The organism is Tardiphaga sp. 20_F10_N6_6, assembly GCF_052076045.1.
Classification (GTDB): domain Bacteria; phylum Pseudomonadota; class Alphaproteobacteria; order Rhizobiales; family Xanthobacteraceae; genus Tardiphaga; species Tardiphaga robiniae.
Genome location: NZ_CP197239.1, coordinates 6,103,617 through 6,122,764, shown reverse-complemented (window position 1 = coordinate 6,122,764; position 19,148 = coordinate 6,103,617). Strand labels below are relative to the sequence as shown.

The window sequence follows — 19,148 nt, the reverse complement described above, 5'->3', positions numbered from 1 at the left end:
CTAGCGTTGTGTATTGACGCGTTTTCTTGACGCGAACCAGTGCCCACTTCGCTCGACAACGCTCTAGTGCCGCGTTGCGGACTCATCGGTGGCATCGAGCAGTGCTTCGGTGAACGGAAATTCAAGCACGATCTCGCCGTCCTTGTCCGTCACCTCAAGCACCGCTTTGAGCAGATCGCTCGGCGTGCCCTCGGAGCGCAGCAATTGCAGGATCATCGACCGCGCCACATCCCAGGCATGATCGGGATCCCGCAGCTCCTCGCCTTCGGGATCGACCACCAGCTCGTCGTTGATGCGTGTGTTGAAGAAATAAAGCGGCATGGCAATTCTCTTGGCACTCGGCTTGGGCGCGGACGCAGAAGACCTCAGACCACGCGAATATCCGGAAGATGCGGCGGGCTGAGTACGAATCAATGCCTTTCAACCAAAGGCCTTCGCTATCTATGGAACGTTCTCGCCATTGCAATGTTGCAGCGCAACCGATTGTGCATTGCACGCATATTGTACCCCTATCGCTTCACATTGTGATGACGAAGTTGTTGGCGAACCTTTGAGCAGGGAATAGAGTTATGGTTATGCAGTACCTGACTGCAGATAAGCGGGAGAGAAATATGGCCTGGAAAGCACCGAAGATCGTCGAAGTTGCAGTCGGCATGGAAATCAACATGTACGCCTGCGCGGCGCGCAAGTAAGACTTGAGCTCAAGCTAAGTTTTGGGGGCGCCTTCGTCGACGACAGGCGCCCCGCGTCTTTTTACGAGACGCTAATTGGCCGGGATTCAGGGCGATCTCATGTTGCGTGTTGTCGTTCTTGGAGCCGCGGCCGGCGGCGGTGTTCCGCAGTGGAATTGCGGATGCCGGATTTGTCGTGCGGCGCGCGATGAGCGGCCAGACTTGCGGAGCGGTCAGGCCTCGATCGCGGTGTCGGCCGACAATGCCAACTGGTTCCTGATCAATGCCTCGCCCGACCTGCGACAACAGGTCACCGATACGCCCCAGCTTCACCCCCACCCCGATCATGTCAGACACTCGCCGATCGCGGGCGTGATCCTCACCAATGGCGAGGTCGATGCGGTGGCCGGGCTCTTGTCGATGCGGGAAGGTTCGCCATTTACAATCTATGCGCACACACGTGTGCTGGCGATCCTGAAAGCCAACAGCATTTTCAACGTGCTCTCGGACAAGAACGTGCGCCGCGACGCCATCGAGATTGATACGTCTTTCGAACCGAAGCTGCAGGATGGCGCGCCGTCCGGCCTGGAGGTGCTGCCTTTCGTCGTGCCCGGCAAGAGCGCGTGGTATCTGGAAGGCCAGGCACATCCGGCCGGTGAGGATGGCGACGGCGATACGCTGGGACTGCGGATCGCCGAGAAGGCCACCGGCAAGTATTTCTATTTCATTGCGGCCTGCGCGCGGGTGACGCCCGAACTGAAGACGCGCATCTCCGGCGCCCCGCTGGTGTTCTTCGACGGCACCGTGTGGCGCGACGACGAATTGATCGCCGCAGGATTGGGCCATAAGACCGGCCAGAGCATGGGGCATCTGTCGATGTCCGGCACGGATGGCGCGATCAGCGAACTGGCCGATGCCGGCATCGCCAGAAAGTTCTTTCTGCACATCAACAATTCGAACCCGGCGCTGCTGCATGATTCCACCGAGCGCGCCGCATTGACCACCGCCGGCTGGCAAATCCCCGGCAATGGCATGGAGATCACGCTGTGAACGCCCCAGGTGCTACCATGACAAGTGCAAACATGATCGGCGCCAACGCCATTTCCGCCTATTCGATTTCGCCAGGCGTGCCGCTGGACAATGCCGCGCAACTCGAAGAGACGCTGCGCCATATCGGCGCGACGCGCTATCACAGCCTACATCCGTTTCATAAATTGTTGCACGGCGGCAAGCTCAACAAGGGCCAGGTGCAGGCCTGGGCGCTGAACCGCTACTATTATCAGAGCACGATCCCCATCAAGGACGCCGTGGTGATCTCGCGCTTCCGCGACCGGGCGACACGCGTGGAATGGCGGCACCGCATCGAGGATCACGACGGTGATACCGGCGCCGAAGGCGGCATCGAGCGCTGGCTGAAGCTGACCGAAGGGCTCGGTCTCGACTCAGCCTATGTGGAATCCACCGAAGGCATTTTACCGGCGACGCGTTTCGCCGTGGAGGCCTATGTGCATTTCGTGCGTGACAAGACGCCGCTCGAGGCCATCGCCTCGTCGCTGACGGAACTGTTCGCCCCCAACCTGCATGAAGAGCGCATCTCTGGCATGCTGAAGCATTATGATTTCGTCAATCCGGACATCATGAGCTATTTCAGCCGCCGCCTGACCCAGGCGCCGCGCGATGCCGGCTTTGCGCTGGATTACGTCAAGCAGCACGCCAACACCCCGGCCGAGCGCCGCGCGGTTTGCAATGCACTGATCTTCAAGACCAATGTGTTGTGGGTGCAGCTCGATGCGCTGTATCATGCCTATGTCGATGGCCATGTGCCGCCGGGCGCGTTCGTCCCGGCCAAGTAAGAAGGCAACGATGACGGAGTTGCGCAGCAATCGTCGGATCAGTGTCAGCGAGGCCAGCAAGCCGATCTTGCCGCGCCACGCCCGGCTGAAGTTCGACGAGACGCGCCAGCGCTGGGTGATCCTGGCGCCGGAGCGTGTGCTGGCGCCGGACGATATCGCCGTGGAAATCCTGCAACTCTGTGACGGCGCACGCAGCGTGGCCGATATCATCGACCTGCTGGCGGCGAAATACGCCGCGCCGCGCGACGATATCGGTACCGATGTTCTCGCGATGCTGCAGGATCTCGCCGACAAGGGCTTTCTCACGCAAGCGCGGGAGAAGACATCATGAGCCCCACCCTCACCGACGCCAGCCCCGTCTTCACCGATCCCGCCGACAGTCTCGCTATCATGGAGCGGACGCGCTCGACTGCGGAAACCTTCGGCATTCCCCTCGCCGTGCTGGCCGAACTCACCCATCGCTGCCCGCTGCAATGTCCATACTGCTCCAATCCCGTGGAACTCGACCGCAGCAGCACCGAGCTGACCACCGACGAATGGAAGAAGGTGCTGTCCGAGCTCGCCGAAATCGGCGTGCTGCAGATCCACTTCTCCGGCGGCGAACCGACCGCGCGCAAGGACATCGTCGAGCTGGTGCAGCACGCGACGGATGTGGGCCTGTATTCCAACCTCATCACCTCGGCGGTGCTGCTGACGCGCGACAAGCTTTCCGCGCTCGCCGATGCCGGGCTATGCCATGTGCAGATCAGCTTCCAGGGCAATGAGCCCGTGGTTGCCGACCGCGTCGGCGGCTATCGCAATGGCCACGCGAAGAAGCTCGAAGTGGCCAAATGGACGCGCGAGCTCGACCTGCCGCTGACGGTGAATGCGGTGATGCACCGGCAGAACCTGCATCAGCTCGCTGACATCATCCAGATGGCCGTCGATCTCGATGCCGACCGGCTGGAAGTGGCCAATGTGCAGTATTACGGCTGGGCGTTGAAGAACCGCGCCGCTTTGATGCCGACCATCGACCAGATCGACGAGACCAGCCGCATCGTCGAGGATGCGCAGCTGCGCCTGAAAGGCATTCTCGATATCGACTATGTCGTGCCGGACTATTACGCGCTGCGGCCGAAGAAGTGCATGGGCGGCTGGGGCCGGCAGTTCTTCAACATCTCTCCATCAGGCAAGATCCTGCCGTGCCATGCCGCCGAGACCATCACCGGGATGGAATTCGAATCCGTGCGCTCCAATCATTCGATCGCCTGGATCTGGCAGAATTCCGAAGCCTTCAACCGCTATCGCGGCACCGGCTGGATGCCCGAGCCATGCCAGAGCTGCGCGTTCAAGGAAGTGGATTTCGGCGGCTGCCGCTGCCAGGCCTTCGCGCTGACCGGCGACGCCGGCAATACCGACCCCGCCTGCACGCTGTCGCCTGTTCACGCCGAAATCTTCAAACTGGCCGAGACGGAATCCACCGAGGGCCGCGACCGCTTCATCTATCGCAACTTCAAAGGCGGCACGCTGGAGCCGGACGCGGACGACGTCCATGGCCGCTGATGTCCCCGCCCCGGTGAATGCGGACCTGTTTGCGCCGCTGACCTCGGAACATCTGGATGTCGGCGACGGCCACGCAATCCATGTGGAGAGCGTCGGCCGCAGCGACGGCATTCCCGCAGTCTATCTGCATGGCGGCCCCGGCTCCGGCTGCCAGCCCGATCACCGCCGGCTGTTCGATCCGCAGCGTTTTCACACCGTGTTGTTCGATCAGCGCGGCGCCGGCCGCAGCAAGCCGAAAGGCAAGCGCGAGGCGAATACGCTGCCGCATCTGATCGCGGATATGGAAACGATCCGCACCCAATTCGGCTTCGACAAATGGCTCGTGGTCGGCGGCTCCTGGGGAGCGACGCTGGCGCTGGCCTATGCGCAGGCCCATCCCGAACGCGTGACCGGCATCGTGCTGCGCGCAACCTTTCTCGGCACGCGAGAAGAATTGCACGATGTCTTCAACGTCATGCTGCCGCGGCATTATCCGGGCCTGCATGGAGATTTTTTGAGCGCCCTTCCCGAAGCCGAGCGCGCCGATCCGCTGCCGAACTTCTATCGCCGCATTCTCGATGCCGATCCGGCCGTGCATGTCCCCGCGATCCGCGCCTGGGGCGGCACCGAAGCCATCCTGTCGGAAATCGCGCCGAAGCGCACGCGGCTCGACCGCGCCGAACTCGGCAACACCACGCGGCCGATGCCGGCCACACCGGCAATGGAAGCACATTACTTCAAGCACGACTGCTTCATGCGGCCACAGCAGCTCATGGAAGACGCCGGCAAACTCACCGGCATTCCCGGCGTCATAATTCAGGGCCGTTACGACTTCCTCTGCCCGCCCGCGACATCGCACGCCCTGGCCAGGCGCTGGATGAATGCCGAGGTGCGCATCGTTGAAAGCGCCGGTCACAGCCTCTATGACCCCGGCATGCGCGATGCGGTCATGAAGGCCATCGCCGATGTCGCGTCGAAACTGAAATAGGACTTCTGGAATGCCGATCAGAGGCACGGGAATGTTGATGACGTCGATGGATATCGACGCCAGCCATGAGCAGGAATTCAACCAATGGTACGACCGCGAGCATCTTGCCGAGCGCGTCGCCATCGAGGGCTTCGTCGAGGCCCGGCGTTACGTGGCCGTGAACGCCAGGCCGAAATATCTCGGGCTCTATTCGACCGCGACATTCGACGTGCTGGACAGTGATGCCTATCGCACGGCGCTGGCCAACCAGACCAAGTGGTCGCTGACCAATATCGGCCGCTTCCAGAACATGCTGCGTTCGGTGGCTCGGATCACTGTGAGCCGCGGTCAGGGCCGCGGCGCGGCACTTGGACTGGTGCGCATCCGGCCACCCGCCGAAGGCGCTGACAAACTGCGCAGCGCCATCGAAGCGAAGCTCGATCCCGGCGATATCAACGGCATCATTTCGATGCATCTGATGGAGAGCGATCCCCGGCTGTCGAAGCCGCTCACCGACGATCCCGCCGCACCCAATCCCGCCGCCCGCGACTGGTATGTGATGATCGACGGGACGGATGTCGACGCCGTCGCTGCGACCATGAAGGGCCGCTTCACTGCGGCCATTGCAGCGGCAAAGGCAGAGCTGATTTCCGAGGGGACCTACCGGCTGATGTGGGACCTGGCGAAGAGCGATCTTTGAATTCACGGTCGACGCGGCCTTTCTGAACCTCCCCCCGCTTGCGGGGAGAGGTCGGAGTCGGCGCGCAGCGACGGCTCCGGGTGAGGGGGAGTTAGAGGTGAAGCTCAGCAAAAGCCCCTCACCCCACCCTCTCCCCGCAAGTGCGGGGCGAGGGAGTGCATCGACCGCGCCCAGCATCGATTGAACGCATCCCGCTTCTGATGCGACCAAGGTGAACTGGCCCGCAACGGGCCGCCTCACCTTGCGAGACGTCGATGACCATCCGTGTGTTGTCCCTTCTGGTTCTCACCTCCGCTCTGACCATCGGCGGCCCGCTGGCGCGCGCCGAGGACGAGCCGGTCAAGGTCGATGCGGTGAAGGCAGCCGAATTCAACAAGCGCATGTTTGCCGGTCCGCTGGGTCCGAAGCTGACCTATGCCTGCTTCGTCCGGCGCTATGACGCCGAGCATCTGGCGCGGCATCCCAAGCAGAAGGTCAGCACCATGAAGCTGCTGGTCGTCGCCGGGCATCCGCCCGAGGAAAGCTATACGCCCTACTCGTTCCGGCTCGGATTCAAATATCGCCATCGCAAAGGCGACTGGGATTCCAGCGGCTCCTGCGGCCAGATCCAGGATACCGACAAGGGCCAGGAGGTGAAGTTCGCATGCAGCGTCGATTGCGATGGCGGCGGCATCGCGATCGGCCTGGCCAAAGACATCGACGCAACGCTGGTTCGCGTCGAGCGGGTCCGCATCTGGCAGAACAGCAAGCCCGATGAAGAACCCGGCGCTGACGCGCTGACCGGCGGCGAGGACGACAAGATTTTCCGGCTCGACCGCACGAGTCTGAAGGAATGTGAATCGTTGATCACAGACCGCAAGGAACTCGCGGCGATGCGCAGCAAGTGAGCGTGATTGACGTCAAATCGGAGCGAGCTATGAATCGACGCAGCCTATTGTGGACCGCTCTGTCGTCGATCGGCGCGGGACTGGTCGCCTCGCAGGCCAGTGCGGCAGCGACTGACGCAAAGCCGTCTGCTAAGCTCAAGGTGGTCTATCACCTCGCCGATGCCGACCGGGTGAATTTCGCGCTCGGCAATATCCAGAACCACTTCGACGGCGTCGACGGCCCCGACAACGTTACCATCGCACTGGTCGTGCTCGGTCCGGCGCTGAAGTCATTTGCCCGGGCTTCCACCAATCCCGACATTACCGCGCGGGTCGCCAAATTCTCCAAGTCCGGCCTGCAACTGGCCGCCTGCGGCAACACCATGAAGGCGCAGGATGTGACGCTGGACGGCCTGCTGCCGGGCTTCACCATCGCCGACCGCGGCGGCGTGGTCCGGATCGCGGAGCTGCAGGCGCAGGGCTATCTGTATATTCGCCCCTGACCCCCTTCGCCGTCATTGCGAGGAGCCCTTGCGACGAAGCAATCCAGTCTTTCTTCGCTTTTGATCCTCTGGATTGCCGCGTCGCTTCGCTCCTCGCAATGACGTGAGCGGCTGGAGGCGCTCCCCAACCCACAAAACCGACGCACAAAATTTGCACAATTGTCATGCCGCCGGGCCAATCTGGCGAACACGGAATTGCGATCCGGCTCCCGCGCCCTGAATGGAACCGTTCGGCTTGCCATGCGTATGGGTTTGGGGCGATCATTGGAACCGGGCCGCGGAACGTTTCGCGCGGCGATCGGCCTTTTGATAATTGTAAGCAGAACAAGGCATCATGAATCCCGTCAAAGCACTCGAATCCCATGGTCAGGCCGTTTGGCTGGACTTCCTCGCCCGCGGCTTCGTCGCCAAAGGCGACCTCAAGAAGCTGATCGACACTGACGCCGTGAAGGGCGTGACGTCGAACCCGGCGATCTTCGAGAAGGCGATCGGAAGTTCGGACGAATATGATGCCCCGATTGCCGAGGCGCTGAAGTCCGGCGACAAATCGCCTGCCGACCTGTTCGAGCACATTGCCGTCGAGGACATCCAGCACGCCGCCGACGTGCTGAAACCGGTTTACGACAAGATGAAGGGCGACGACGGCTTCGTCAGCCTCGAAGTCTCGCCCTATCTCGCCAATGACACCAAGGGCACGGTCACTGAGGCGGAGCGCCTGTGGGCGAGCGTCAAGCGCCCAAACCTGATGGTGAAGGTGCCGGCAACGCCGGAGGGGCTGCCCGCGATCCAGCAACTGATCGGCGAAGGCATCAGCATCAATGTGACGCTGCTATTCGCGCAGAAGACCTATGTGGAGGTCGCCGAGGCCTATCTGAATGGTCTGGAAAAATATGTTGCCGGCGGCGGCGATCCCTCGCATGTGGCCAGCGTCGCCTCGTTCTTCGTCAGCCGCATCGATGCGCAGGTCGACAAGCAGCTCGACGACAAGATCGCCAAGGCCAATGATCCATCCGAGAAGGCGCGGCTCAAGGACCTCAAGGGCAAGGTCGCCATCGCCAATGCGAAACTCGCCTATCAGGAATATCTGGAACTGTTTGCCGGCCCGCGCTGGGAGAAACTGGCCGCCAAGGGCGCCAAGCCGCAGCGTCTGCTCTGGGCTTCCACCGGCGTGAAGAGCAAGGACTATCGTGACACGCTCTATGTGGAAGAGCTGATCGGCAAGAACACCGTCAACACCGTGCCGCCCGCCACGCTGGACGCGTTCCGCGACCACGGCGAGGTGCGCGACAGCCTCGAAGAGAATGTCGAGGATGCCAAGAAGGTGCTGGCCGACCTCGCCAAGACCGGCATCTCGCTCGACGCAATCACGACGCATCTTGTCGAGGACGGCGTCAAGCTGTTCGCCGACGCGGCCGACAAGCTGTACGGCGCCGTGGCGCACAAGCGCGCAACATCGCTGGGTAACGGGATCGGATCGCAGAAGCTGGCGCTGGGCGACGGCATCACGAAGAAGGTCGCAACCTCAACCGAAGAGTGGCGTGGTTCGGCGAAGATCCGCCGGCTCTGGCACAAGGACAAATCGGTCTGGACCGGCGCGGACGAAGACAAGTGGCTGGGCTGGCTGAATAGCACCTTTGACGAGAAGGCCAAGCTCGTCGACTACAACGACTTCGCCAAATGGGTGAAGGCGCAGGGATTCACTGATGCGGTGGTGCTCGGCATGGGCGGATCGAGCCTTGGGCCGGAAGTGCTGGCGCAGACCTTTGCCAAGGTGGCGGGCTTCCCGAAACTGCATGTGCTGGATTCCACCGATCCCGCGCAGGTCGCGGCTATGGGCAAAGCCGTGAAGATCGCCTCGACGCTGTTCATCGTCTCCAGCAAATCCGGCGGCACCACCGAGCCGAATGTGATGAAGAACTACTTCTTCGACGAGGTGACCAAGGCGGTCGGCGCCGACAAGGCCGGCGGCCATTTCGTCGCCGTGACCGATCCCGGCTCGTCTTTGGAGAAGGTCGCGAAGACCCAAAAGTTTGCGCGCATCTTCCATGGTGATCCCACCATCGGCGGGCGCTATTCGGTGCTGTCGCCGTTCGGCCTCGTGCCGGCGGCTGCAGCGGGCGTCGATCTCACCAAGCTGCTCGATCTCACGCTGTCGATGGTCCGCTCCTGTGGGCCGGACGTGCCACCCGCTGAAAATCCCGGCGTCCAGCTCGGCCTTGCCATGGGCAATGCCGGGCTCGACGGCCGCGACAAGGTCACGATCTTGTCCTCGAAGAAAATCGCCGATTTCGGCGCATGGGCCGAACAGCTCATCGCCGAATCCACCGGCAAGGATGGCAAGGGCCTGATCCCCATCGACGGCGAGACGCTGGGCGAGCCCTCAGTCTATGGCACCGATCGCTTCTTTATCGATCTGCGCACATCAGGCGAAGACGACAAGGGACATGACGACAAGCTGGCTGCGCTGGAGAAGGCGGGCCATCCCGTCGCGCGCATCGTGATGCCGTCCATCGATCATCTCGGCCAGGAATTCTTCCGCTTCGAAATCGCGACAGCCGTCGCGGGATCGATTCTGGGCATCAACCCGTTCAACCAGCCAGATGTGGAAGCCGCCAAGATCAAGACGCGCGAGCTGACGGAGGCCTTCGAGAAGACCGGTTCGCTGCCGCCGGAGACGCCGGTGGTGTCCTCCAAGGAGGCCGATCTCTATACGGACGACAGCAATGCCGAACTGCTGAAGAAGGCCGGCGCCAATGGCGATCTGACCTCGTGGCTGAAGGCGCATTTCCGCCGCGTCACCCCCGGCGATTACGTGGCCCTGCTCGCTTATGTCGAACGCGATAGCGCCCATATCGACACGCTGCAGCAGATGCGGATGGCGGTGCGCGACAAGAAGAAGGTGGCCACCTGCGCCGAATTCGGCCCGCGCTTCCTGCATTCGACGGGCCAAGCCTACAAAGGCGGGCCGGATACCGGCGTGTTCCTGCAGATCACGGCTGACGATGCCAAGGATCTTGCCATTCCCGATTACCGCGCCTCGTTCGGTGTCATCAAGGCGGCACAGGCGCGTGGTGACTTCGGCGTACTGACCGATCGCAACCGCCGCGCGCTGCGCATCCATCTCAAGGGCGATCTCAAGGCCGGACTTGCTGTTCTCGACAAGGCGATGACTGCCGCATTGAACTAAACGACGATCCGCATGGCCCGGACATTGCTTCGGGTCATGCGCAATCAATAAAGGACATCACACAATGCAGCTCGGCATGATCGGTCTCGGCCGAATGGGCGGAAATATTGTCCGCCGCCTGATGAAGAACGGTCACACCGCGGTTGTCTATGACAAGGACGCCAAGGCCGTCAGCGGCCTTGCCTCCGAAGGTGCCATCGGCGGATCGTCGCTCGAAGATTTCGTCAAGAAGCTCGACAAGCCGCGCGCCGTCTGGGTGATGTTGCCCGCCGGCAAGATCACCGAGACCACCATCGATGCGCTGACTAGGCTGCTGGAGCCCGGCGACACCGTCATCGACGGCGGCAACACGTTCTGGCAGGACGACGTTCGCCGCGGCAAGGCGCTGAAGGAGAAGGGCCTCTTCTATATCGACGTCGGCACGTCCGGCGGCGTCTGGGGCATCGATCGCGGCTATTGCATGATGATCGGCGGTGAAAAGAGCGTCGTCGATCGGCTCGATCCGATCTTCAAGACGCTGGCGCCTGGGATCGGCGACATCCCGCGTACGCCGGGCCGCGACAACAGCGATCCGCGCATCGAGAACGGCTACATCCATGCAGGCCCCGTCGGCGCCGGGCATTTCGTCAAGATGGTCCATAACGGCATCGAATACGGATTGATGCAGGCCTATGCCGAAGGCTTCGACATCATGAAGAACGCCAATATCGAGGCGCTGCCGGAAGCGCATCGCTTCGACCTCAACCTGCCCGATATAGCCGAAGTCTGGCGCCGTGGCAGCGTGATCCCGTCCTGGCTGCTCGACCTCACCTCCTCCGCGCTCGCCAAGAACGAGACGCTCGATACTTACTCAGGCTTCGTCGAGGATTCCGGCGAAGGCCGCTGGACGGTGAATGCCGCCATCGACGAAGCGGTGCCCGCCGAGGTTCTGACGGCAGCGCTGTTTGCGCGGTTTCGCTCGCGCAAGGAGCACACATTTGCAGAAAAGATTCTATCCGCGATGCGCGCCGGTTTCGGCGGCCACAAAGAGCCCGATCAGCATCCGGATCCAAAACGGCAGGACGCGCCTGATATCATCAAACCAAAGGCGTAGCCCGCATGACCGAGATACAAGCTCCAGGCCCTGCCAAATCCAAGAAGAAGCCAGACCCTTGCGCATTCGTGATCTTCGGCGTCACCGGCGATCTCGCACACCGGCTGGTCATCGCGGCGCTTTATAACCTTCAGGCGGCCGATCTTCTGCCGGAGAAATTCTGCGTCGTCGGCATCGCCCGCAAGGACATGACCGGCGCGGAACTCCGCGACGACCTGATGAAGGGCCTGAAGCAATATGCGACGCGCCCGGTCGACGACGCCATCGCACAGAAGCTGCTCAATTGTGTCACCTGCATCGAGGCCGATCCGGGCGAGCCGGATTCCTTCGATCGCATGCGTGACCAGCTCGACAAACTCGAGGAAGCGCGCGGCACCGGCGGCAATCGCCTGTTCTATCTGGCGACGCCGCCTTCGGCCTTCGCGCCGATCGCGCGTCAGCTCGGCCGCACCGGCATGCTGAAGGAAAACGGCTCGTGGCGCCGCCTCGTGGTCGAGAAGCCGTTCGGCACCGACCTTGAATCCGCGAAGAAGCTGAACAATGAACTGCTCGGCCTGATGAACGAGCAGCAGATCTACCGGATCGATCACTATCTCGGCAAGGAGACGGTGCAGAACATCCTGGTGCTGCGCTTTGCCAATGGCATGTTCGAGCCGATCTGGAATCGCAACCATATCGATCACGTGCAGATCACCGTGGACGAGAAACTCGGCGTCGGCCATCGCGGCTCGTTCTATGACGCCACCGGCGCGCTGCGCGACATGGTGCCCAACCATCTGTTCCAGCTGCTGTCGCTGGTGGCCATGGAGCCGCCCGCGCGGTTCGAGGCCAATGCGGTGCGCTCCGAGAAGGCCGAAGTGCTCGCCGCCGTCACCACGCAGACCGAGGCCGAAGCACTGCAGAATTCGGTTCGCGCGCAATATGTCGCCGGCCATGTCGGCGATACCGACATTGGTGATTATCTGAAGACCAAGGACGTCAAGGAAGGCAGTACCACCGAGACCTATGCAGCGATGAAGCTGTCGATCGACAACTGGCGCTGGGCCGGCGTTCCCTTTTATCTGCGTACCGGCAAGGCACTCGGCATCAAGCGCACCGAAGTGGCGATCAAGTTCAAGCAAGCACCCTTCGCCATGTTCCGCGACATGTCCGTGGAAAGCCTCGCCGAGAACTTTCTCGTTATCGCGGTGGAGCCGAACGAAGGCATCTCGCTGAAGTTCAATACCAAGGTGCCCGGTCCCGCTGTGGAGATCGACGGCGTCGAGATGAAGTTCCGCTATAAGGACTACTTCCAGGCTGCACCGGCGACGGGCTATGAGACGCTGATCTATGACTGCATGATCGGCGACAACATCCTGTTCCAGCGCGCCGACAGCGTGGAAGCCGGCTGGCGTGCCGTGCAGCCATTCCTCGATGCCTGGAAGAAGGCCGGCAAGGACGGGCTAAAGACCTACAACGCCGGCAGCGAAGGTCCCGAGGAAGCCGACGACCTGCTCAAGCGCGATGGTCGTAGCTGGCGCGTACTGAGCTGACGCCATGACAGCGCCCAATCGCCATATCGTCGTGGTCGAGGATGCGGTGGCTCTCGCCGAGGCCGCAGCCGACCGGCTGATCGAGCGCATCGAAGCCAATCCCGGCCGCATCGCAATCTGCATGACCGGCGGATCGAGCCCGAAGCGCCTCTATGAACTGCTCGCCACCGAACCCTATCGCAGCGAAATCCCCTGGGATCGCGTACACTGGTTCATCGGCGATGATCGTTTCGTGCCGTCAGGCGATCCGCTCAACAACATGAGTATGGCGCGAACTGCGTTTCTGGATACATGCGCGCCGCTTGCGAATGTGCACCCGATCAAGACCGATGCGGCGAATCCGGATGAAGCCGCTGCGCTCTATACGCGCGAGCTGCAGTTGTTCTACGGAGCCGACAAGCTCGATAAAGCCAAACCGCTGTTCGATCTGGTGTTGCTCGGCGTCGGCCCCGATGGTCACGTGGCATCGTTGTTCCCCAGCTATCCAGCCATCGAGATCAAGGACCGCTGGGTTGTCGGCGTGCCCGAAGCCCATGTGAAGCCTTTCGTGCCGCGCGTCAGCCTGACGCTGCCGGCACTCGCCTCATGCCGCGAGATGCTGTTCCTGATGAGCGGCGAGGACAAGCGCGCGATCCTGACCCGGGTGCTGAAGGGCGAGGATCTGCCAGCCAATCGCGCGCGGTCGGACGGCGAAACCGTGTGGCTGTGCGACAAGGCCGCCCTGCCGGACGACGCGCGTGGCTGACACCGCGCCCAAGACTCTGGCACCCAAGATCCTGGCACCCAAGGCTCTGGTGGTGATGGGCGTCTCCAGCTCAGGCAAGAGCACGATCGCGAAGACGCTTGCTGAACGCCTCGGCTGGCGCTTCGCCGATGGCGACGATTTTCACCCGAAGGCAAATATCGAGAAGCAGCGCGCGGGCCAGCCACTCACCGACGACGATCGCTGGCCCTGGCTGCAGGCCATTGCCGACGAGATCGACCGCGTCACCGCCGATAAGCTTGTCGTCGCCTGTTCTGCGCTCAAGCGCGCCTATCGCGATCTGCTATTGCACGGCCGCGACGACATTCGCATCGTCTATCTCGACGGCTCCAGGGAGCTAATCGCCAAGCGCATGGCGGCGCGGAAGAATCATTTCATGCCGCCGACGCTGCTCGACAGTCAGTTCAAGACGCTCGAAATCCCTGGCCCAGACGAACGCCCGATCACAGTATCCATCGACGACGATGTCGACGGCATCGTCTCCGCCATCATCAAACAACTGCCGGCCTGAAGGATCAAACCATGACCAAAATCGCTCTCGTGGTGTCCGATGTCGACGGCACACTCGTCACCCACGACAAACGCCTCACCGACACGGCCAAGGCGGCCGTGAAGAAACTGGAAGACGCCGGCATCGGGTTCACGATCACGTCGAGCCGCCCGCCCGTCGGCATGCGCTTCCTCGTGAAGCCACTGGGGATCACGCTGCCGATCGGCCCATTCAACGGCAGCTCCATGGTGGACGGCGACCTCAAGCCGATCATGCAGCACCTGATCCCGGAAGCTGCCACCAAGCGCGCCATCGAAGTGTTGGAAGACCACGGCGTCGATATCTGGATATTCACCAATGACGAATGGGTGATCAAGCGCGACGACGGCAAATATGTGCCGCACGAGCGCGACACCATCCAGCATGAAGCCGTGATGGTCGACGACTTCTCGCCCTACCTCGCCAGGGCCTGCAAGATCGTCGGTGCGAGCCAGGATTTTCCATTGCTGGAACGCTGCGAGGGCGCGATGCAGAAGGCGCTGGGCGATACGGCTGTCGCGGTGCGCTCGCAGAACTATTATCTCGACATCACACCGCCCAATCAGAACAAGGGCACTTTCGTGCAGGCGATGGCGCAGCGGCTGGGCATCTCCCTTGAGGCCATCGCCACCATCGGCGACATGCGCAACGATCTGCCGATGTTCAAGGTGTCAGGCATGTCGGTCGCGATGGGCAACGCGAGTGACGACGTGAAATCGCAGGCGACGGATGTGACATCGTCGAACGAAGAGGAAGGCTTTGCGGGCGCGGTGGAGATGATTTTGAAAAGGAATGCGGGGCGCTGAGGCGCTCTGGCACCCGTGGCTTCCCTCCCCCAAGCGGCGTAGCCGCGCAGTGGGGTCTGGCGGACGAATTCGTCCGTCATGAGTCGGCCGATAGGCCGGGGTGGGGTGTCCCAGCAGACGACAAAGTGAGCGGAAGCACCCCACCCGTCTCGACCGCTGCGCGGTCGATCCACCTCCCCACTGCGCGCAGCTTCTCTGCGCTTGAGGGAGGGATAAGAAAGAGCTACTTCGCCCGCTCTACCTTCTTCTCCTGCGGACGCTTGGCGCTCGCCAGATTATGCGCCACGGCGATCAACGCGATATGGGTCAGCGCCTGCGGGAAGTTGCCGGTCTGGCGTTTGACGCCGCTGTCATATTCCTCCGCCAGCAGCCCGACATCATTGGCGATCGCGACGACGCGATTGAAGAGTTCTTCCGCCTTGGCGATCTCGCCCATCTTGATATAGGCCTCGGCCAGCCACAGGCTGCAGGCGAGGAACGCCCCCTCGGCGGGTTGAACCTCGCCAGTGACCTCGCGTGGATCGTGGCGCAGCACGAAGCCGTCACGTATCAGATATTTCTCGACCGCTGCGATCGTGCCCTTCACGCGAGGATCGTCGGCCGGAAGAAACCCCAGAGCCGGCAGCAGCAGAATGGCGCCGTCGAGCACGTCCGAGCCATAGGATTCCACGAAGGTGTTTTCGCGGGGATCGAACCCTTTCTCGCAGACGTCGCGATGAATCTCCTTGCGCAGTGCCTTCCACGTGTCGACGGGGCCTTTGAGATTAAAGGTCTCGGCGCTCTTGATGGCGCGGTCGAACGCAACCCAGCAGCCGACTTTCGACAGCACATAGTGCTTGCCGGGGCCGCGGCGCTCCCAGATGCCGTGATCGGGCTTATTCCAGACAGAAGCGAGATGTTCGAGGATCTCGCATTCCACCGCCCAGGTGCCATCCTCGAGATCGAGTTTGGCAACGCGAGTCTGGTGGAAGGCGTCAATCAACTCGCCATAGACATCAAGCTGCAATTGCGCATGCGCGGCATTGCCGACGCGCACCGGCAGCGCGCCGCCATAGCCGGGCAACCAATCGGCCTCCCATTCGAGCAAGCGGCGCTGGCCCATGATGCCATACATGATCTGCATCTCGGCCGGTGCGCCGGCGACAGCGCGCAGCAGCCAGCGATACCAGGCGCGCGCCTCATCAGTGTAGCCGCTGTTCATCAGCACCAGCAGCGTGAATGTCGCATCGCGCAGCCAGCAGAAGCGATAGTCCCAATTTCTGGAGCCGCCGAGCTTTTCGGGCAGCGACGTGGTCGGCGCCGCGACGATACCGCCGGATGGCGCATAGATCAGCGCCTTCAGCGTGATCAGCGAGCGCATCACGAGATCACGGTGCTCGCCTTTGTAGGTGCAGCGGCTGCTCCATTCCTTCCAGAATTCCTCCGTGTCCTTCAGCGCCTCGTCGACATTGATCGGCGCTGGCACTTTGAGATGCGAAGGCCCATAGGTCAGCACGAACGGGATGCTGTCGCCCTGTTTGACTTCGAATTTCGCGACGGTCGTGAGGTTCTCGCCGTGGGTCTCGACGGGCGTGTGCAGCACGGTCATGTCGGGCCCGCAAATCGCCAGCACTCCGCCGTCCCTGTCGCGCTTCACCCAGGGGATGGCCGCGCCGAATCCGAAGCGGATGATCAGCTCCATCCGGACCGTCACCGTGCCGCGATCGCCGCGGACGATGCGCACCACATCAGAGGCGGCGCCGCGCGGCGGCATGAAGTCGATCAGCGTGATGGCGCCGTCATCCGTCTCCAGCGTGGTTTCCAGAATGAGGGAGTCGCCGCGATAGCGCCGTTTGCATGCCGTGATCGGAGCGTCGGGCGTGATTTGCCAGCGGCCGTGATCCTTGGTGCCGAGCAGCGCGGTAAAGCAGGCGTCGGAATCGAAGGCCGGCCAGCACAGCCAGTCGATCGATCCGTTGCGGTTGACGAGAGCGGCGGTCTCACAATCGCCGATCAGCGCGTAATCTTCGATATTGCTGTACAAAGTCTTTCCGCCACCTGACAAAATTTAGGTCAATGCGGACAAACTCCTGTCCGCGGTTGCAATGTGCAGCGCGTCACGATCGATCGACGTGGCCATCGTCTCCACCGTGGCCGGCAGCCGCTGCCGCCAGTTCGGATGCTCATTGATGGTGCCGGGAATATTCGGTTGATCGATCACACCCAACAGGTCTTCCAACGCGACGGCCAGCAAACGGGTCCGCGTGCGCGCGAGAAAGTGAGCGACGGCGTAGAAGTCTTCGGTATTGATGCCCTGCGCTCGCAGCGCCTCGCCGAGCATCTGCAGCGCGTAACGGCGGGCATCGTCGCTCTCGCCGGGATCGATGCCCAGCGAGCGCTTCAGCTGCAAATCGTGCAGGCTGCGCCAACCGGCATAGGTCGGCAGATCGTGGGTATTGAAGGTCACCAGTGCATTCGGCGCGTAATAATCGACGCCGCGGAACGCATAGCGTTCATCGCGCTCGAACATCATCACCAGATACGACCAGATGCCCCAGGATGCGAGATGATCGCGGAAGCCGTCCGGCACGGTACCGAGGTCCTCACCGATCACCACGCAGCGATTGGCGACGCTCTCCTGCGCCGTCACCGCCAGCAGCGCTTCCAGCGGCATCTTTACATAGGCGCCGTTATCGGCGTCGTAGCCGTGCGGCACGACGTAAAGGCGATTAAGGCCGAGCACGTGATCGAGCCTGACAGCACCGGCATAGCGCATCGAGGCGCGCAACATGTCCTTGAACGGCGCGAAGCCCTGCACTTCCAGCCCTGCGGCATTGAAGCCGGCGAGACCCCAGTTCTGCCCGGCGGGCTGCAGCGCATCGGGCGGCGCGCCGACGGACAGATGACGCGAAATCGCGATCTGCTCATTCCAGGCATCGAAGCCGCCGGACTGTACGCCGACGGCGACGTCGAGATAGAGGCCGACGGGCATGCCGAGCTTCGTCGTCAGATCGAAACACGCCTTGAGCTGCAGGTCGGCATTCCACTGCACGTATTCGATGTAAGCCACGTCCTTGCCGTCCGGTCCGGCGCGGAAGGCGTCGCAGGTCGCGTCATCGGGCAGCAGCCATTCCGACGGCCAGTCCCACCACGCGGTCTGCTGCTGATGCCGCAGCACCTCGAAACAGGCGAAGCGCGTCAGCAGCGGCGCGCGCTCGGCGCGGAATGCGGCAAAGGCCTTCTGACGCTCGGATGTCGGATCGGCATAAAATGTCTCAAAGGCGGCACGCATCGCTGTCGACTTGACCGCGGCGATATCGACATAGTCGACGAACTTGCTGGCGCGCATAGTGGCCAGCATATCGCCGCTGTCATTGGCCGCATATTCGGGCAGCGCCTCGACGTTGATATAAAGCGGATTGAGAAACAGCCGGCTGTTCGGCGAATACGGGCTGCATTCGGCCGGCCGGTCGTCGAACAGCGCATGCAGCGGATTGAGCCCGACACCGCCGGCGCCGCTCGAGGCGGCCAGTCTGATCAGGTCCTGCAGATCGGTGAAGTCGCCGATGCCCCAGTTGCGCTCGGAGCGCACGCCGTAGAGCTGTACGGCGAGAATCCAGGAGCGATCGAAGGTCCCGGGAAATGCCTTGGACGGCGCGACGATGAACGGCACCTCATCGGGGAATTTCTTGGCGTCGACCAGCCTGAGCCGGTGCACGCCGACCGGCAGATCGCGCGGCCAGGTGATCTCGCGCCCCTCCGTCGTTCCCTCGGCGATAACCTTAACCCCGTCGAGAATTTTCCAGGTCAGGGGAAACGTGGCAGCCTCATTGAGGACCGTACGGGCACCCTCGCCGGCCCGGACCACGACCGGACTCGCCACGAAGCGATGCGGCGTGCGCACCGGCATGGCGTCCAGAATGAGCTTCAGGGCAGCTTCGCCCGTGGTGTGCCACTGGCCCTGACCGTCGTGAAAACCGGTCTGGATTCCGAGTTCGGCAGCTTTGGTGAAAAGGTCCATTCGGCACGCTGTTTGCAGAGCAACAATCGAAAGTTGCTGGGAAATTTCTGAATTTGCGGAAGAGGATAGCCGATTTCAACGCGTCGATCTAAGCTGAGTTCCATGGGGAACCAAACCCCTGTCACGGGGCTTTGTATATGATCGCACCGTCTCTTTT

At 62.2% G+C, this 19,148-nt stretch carries 18 protein-coding genes; 15 read left to right on the top strand and 3 right to left on the bottom strand.

All coding sequences use genetic code 11. The annotated features are described in order from the left end of the window. Nucleotides 1–63: 63 nt before the first annotated feature. Nucleotides 64–321, bottom strand: coding sequence for a DUF6894 family protein (locus tag AB7813_RS29195; RefSeq protein ID WP_089267437.1), 258 nt, complete (start codon nt 319–321; stop codon nt 64–66). 290 nt (nt 322–611) lie between these two features. Here AB7813_RS29195 and pqqA point away from each other — a divergent pair, with 290 nt between their 5' ends. The 15 genes from pqqA (at nt 612) to AB7813_RS29120 (ending at nt 14,991) form a co-directional block, all read left to right on the top strand. Then, nucleotides 612–692 carry a pyrroloquinoline quinone precursor peptide PqqA gene (gene pqqA / locus AB7813_RS29190; RefSeq protein WP_089267584.1) on the top strand — a complete coding sequence of 27 codons (81 nt, stop codon included), beginning with the start codon at nt 612–614 and terminating at the stop codon, nt 690–692. 99 nt (nt 693–791) lie between these two features. After that, nucleotides 792–1,721, top strand: a complete 930-nt coding sequence (pqqB, locus tag AB7813_RS29185) for a pyrroloquinoline quinone biosynthesis protein PqqB (RefSeq protein WP_439064589.1) — start codon at nt 792–794, stop codon at nt 1,719–1,721. 32 nt (nt 1,722–1,753) lie between these two features. After that, nucleotides 1,754–2,524, top strand: coding sequence for a pyrroloquinoline-quinone synthase PqqC (gene pqqC, locus AB7813_RS29180; RefSeq protein WP_420878663.1), 771 nt, complete (start codon nt 1,754–1,756; stop codon nt 2,522–2,524). Between the two features lie 10 nt (nt 2,525–2,534). After that, nucleotides 2,535–2,855, top strand: coding sequence for a pyrroloquinoline quinone biosynthesis peptide chaperone PqqD (gene pqqD, locus AB7813_RS29175; protein ID WP_439063280.1), 321 nt, complete (start codon nt 2,535–2,537; stop codon nt 2,853–2,855). Further along, nucleotides 2,852–4,066, top strand: a complete 1,215-nt coding sequence (gene pqqE / locus AB7813_RS29170; RefSeq protein ID WP_439063279.1) for a pyrroloquinoline quinone biosynthesis protein PqqE — start codon at nt 2,852–2,854, stop codon at nt 4,064–4,066. The genes pqqD and pqqE overlap by 4 nt, the downstream gene beginning before the upstream one ends. After that, nucleotides 4,056–5,033, top strand: a complete 978-nt coding sequence (pip, locus tag AB7813_RS29165) for a prolyl aminopeptidase (RefSeq protein ID WP_439063278.1) — start codon at nt 4,056–4,058, stop codon at nt 5,031–5,033. Before pqqE ends, pip begins: the two co-directional genes overlap by 11 nt. Nucleotides 5,034–5,043: 10 nt before the next feature. After that, complete coding sequence (locus tag AB7813_RS29160) at nt 5,044–5,712, top strand: hypothetical protein (RefSeq protein WP_439082815.1); 669 nt, start codon at nt 5,044–5,046, stop codon at nt 5,710–5,712. A 254-nt stretch (nt 5,713–5,966) separates the two neighbouring features. Next, nucleotides 5,967–6,599 carry a hypothetical protein gene (locus AB7813_RS29155; RefSeq protein ID WP_439082816.1) on the top strand — a complete coding sequence of 211 codons (633 nt, stop codon included), beginning with the start codon at nt 5,967–5,969 and terminating at the stop codon, nt 6,597–6,599. Between the two features lie 29 nt (nt 6,600–6,628). Further along, the gene (locus AB7813_RS29150) at nt 6,629–7,081 is read left to right on the top strand and encodes a DsrE family protein (RefSeq protein WP_439063274.1); all 453 of its coding nucleotides are present in this window, start codon (nt 6,629–6,631) and stop codon (nt 7,079–7,081) included. A 334-nt stretch (nt 7,082–7,415) separates the two neighbouring features. Continuing rightward, the gene (locus tag AB7813_RS29145; RefSeq protein WP_439063273.1) at nt 7,416–10,268 is read left to right on the top strand and encodes a bifunctional transaldolase/phosoglucose isomerase; all 2,853 of its coding nucleotides are present in this window, start codon (nt 7,416–7,418) and stop codon (nt 10,266–10,268) included. 64 nt (nt 10,269–10,332) lie between these two features. After that, entirely contained in the window at nt 10,333–11,361 is a 1,029-nt protein-coding gene (gene gnd, locus AB7813_RS29140; RefSeq protein WP_439063272.1) for a phosphogluconate dehydrogenase (NAD(+)-dependent, decarboxylating), read from the top strand. Nucleotides 11,362–11,366: 5 nt separating this feature from the next. Beyond that, nucleotides 11,367–12,893 (top strand): glucose-6-phosphate dehydrogenase, encoded by a 1,527-nt coding sequence (gene zwf / locus AB7813_RS29135; RefSeq protein ID WP_439063271.1) that lies wholly within the window; start codon nt 11,367–11,369, stop codon nt 12,891–12,893. A 4-nt stretch (nt 12,894–12,897) separates the two neighbouring features. Further along, complete coding sequence (gene pgl / locus AB7813_RS29130) at nt 12,898–13,638, top strand: 6-phosphogluconolactonase (RefSeq protein ID WP_439063270.1); 741 nt, start codon at nt 12,898–12,900, stop codon at nt 13,636–13,638. Nucleotides 13,639–13,693: 55 nt separating this feature from the next. After that, nucleotides 13,694–14,167, top strand: a complete 474-nt coding sequence (locus AB7813_RS29125; RefSeq protein WP_439064588.1) for a gluconokinase — start codon at nt 13,694–13,696, stop codon at nt 14,165–14,167. 11 nt (nt 14,168–14,178) lie between these two features. Beyond that, nucleotides 14,179–14,991, top strand: coding sequence for a Cof-type HAD-IIB family hydrolase (locus AB7813_RS29120; protein ID WP_439063269.1), 813 nt, complete (start codon nt 14,179–14,181; stop codon nt 14,989–14,991). A 223-nt stretch (nt 14,992–15,214) separates the two neighbouring features. Here the strand turns inward: AB7813_RS29120 and AB7813_RS29115 are convergent, their stop codons facing one another. Together AB7813_RS29115 and malQ are read right to left on the bottom strand one after the other, a co-directional pair. Next, nucleotides 15,215–17,014 carry a glycoside hydrolase family 15 protein gene (locus AB7813_RS29115; protein WP_439063268.1) on the bottom strand — a complete coding sequence of 600 codons (1,800 nt, stop codon included), beginning with the start codon at nt 17,012–17,014 and terminating at the stop codon, nt 15,215–15,217. A gap of 24 nt (nt 17,015–17,038) precedes the next feature. Then, on the bottom strand, nt 17,039–18,991 hold the full coding sequence (malQ, locus tag AB7813_RS29110) for a 4-alpha-glucanotransferase (RefSeq protein ID WP_439063267.1): 1,953 nt from the start codon (nt 18,989–18,991) through the stop codon (nt 17,039–17,041). Nucleotides 18,992–19,148: the final 157 nt, after the last annotated feature.

What these genes read in the sequence shown, in the direction of transcription:
- AB7813_RS29195 (WP_089267437.1), bottom strand. Translation starts at nt 321, where the DNA reads ATGCCGCTTTATTTCTTCAACACACGCATCAACGACGAGCTGGTGGTC.
- pqqA (WP_089267584.1), top strand. Translation starts at nt 612, where the DNA reads ATGGCCTGGAAAGCACCGAAGATCGTCGAAGTTGCAGTCGGCATGGAA.
- pqqB (WP_439064589.1), top strand. Translation starts at nt 792, where the DNA reads ATGTTGCGTGTTGTCGTTCTTGGAGCCGCGGCCGGCGGCGGTGTTCCG.
- pqqC (WP_420878663.1), top strand. Translation starts at nt 1,754, where the DNA reads ATGATCGGCGCCAACGCCATTTCCGCCTATTCGATTTCGCCAGGCGTG.
- pqqD (WP_439063280.1), top strand. Translation starts at nt 2,535, where the DNA reads ATGACGGAGTTGCGCAGCAATCGTCGGATCAGTGTCAGCGAGGCCAGC.
- pqqE (WP_439063279.1), top strand. Translation starts at nt 2,852, where the DNA reads ATGAGCCCCACCCTCACCGACGCCAGCCCCGTCTTCACCGATCCCGCC.
- pip (WP_439063278.1), top strand. Translation starts at nt 4,056, where the DNA reads ATGGCCGCTGATGTCCCCGCCCCGGTGAATGCGGACCTGTTTGCGCCG.
- AB7813_RS29160 (WP_439082815.1), top strand. Translation starts at nt 5,044, where the DNA reads ATGCCGATCAGAGGCACGGGAATGTTGATGACGTCGATGGATATCGAC.
- AB7813_RS29155 (WP_439082816.1), top strand. Translation starts at nt 5,967, where the DNA reads ATGACCATCCGTGTGTTGTCCCTTCTGGTTCTCACCTCCGCTCTGACC.
- AB7813_RS29150 (WP_439063274.1), top strand. Translation starts at nt 6,629, where the DNA reads ATGAATCGACGCAGCCTATTGTGGACCGCTCTGTCGTCGATCGGCGCG.
- AB7813_RS29145 (WP_439063273.1), top strand. Translation starts at nt 7,416, where the DNA reads ATGAATCCCGTCAAAGCACTCGAATCCCATGGTCAGGCCGTTTGGCTG.
- gnd (WP_439063272.1), top strand. Translation starts at nt 10,333, where the DNA reads ATGCAGCTCGGCATGATCGGTCTCGGCCGAATGGGCGGAAATATTGTC.
- zwf (WP_439063271.1), top strand. Translation starts at nt 11,367, where the DNA reads ATGACCGAGATACAAGCTCCAGGCCCTGCCAAATCCAAGAAGAAGCCA.
- pgl (WP_439063270.1), top strand. Translation starts at nt 12,898, where the DNA reads ATGACAGCGCCCAATCGCCATATCGTCGTGGTCGAGGATGCGGTGGCT.
- AB7813_RS29125 (WP_439064588.1), top strand. Translation starts at nt 13,694, where the DNA reads ATGGGCGTCTCCAGCTCAGGCAAGAGCACGATCGCGAAGACGCTTGCT.
- AB7813_RS29120 (WP_439063269.1), top strand. Translation starts at nt 14,179, where the DNA reads ATGACCAAAATCGCTCTCGTGGTGTCCGATGTCGACGGCACACTCGTC.
- malQ (WP_439063267.1), bottom strand. Translation starts at nt 18,991, where the DNA reads ATGGACCTTTTCACCAAAGCTGCCGAACTCGGAATCCAGACCGGTTTT.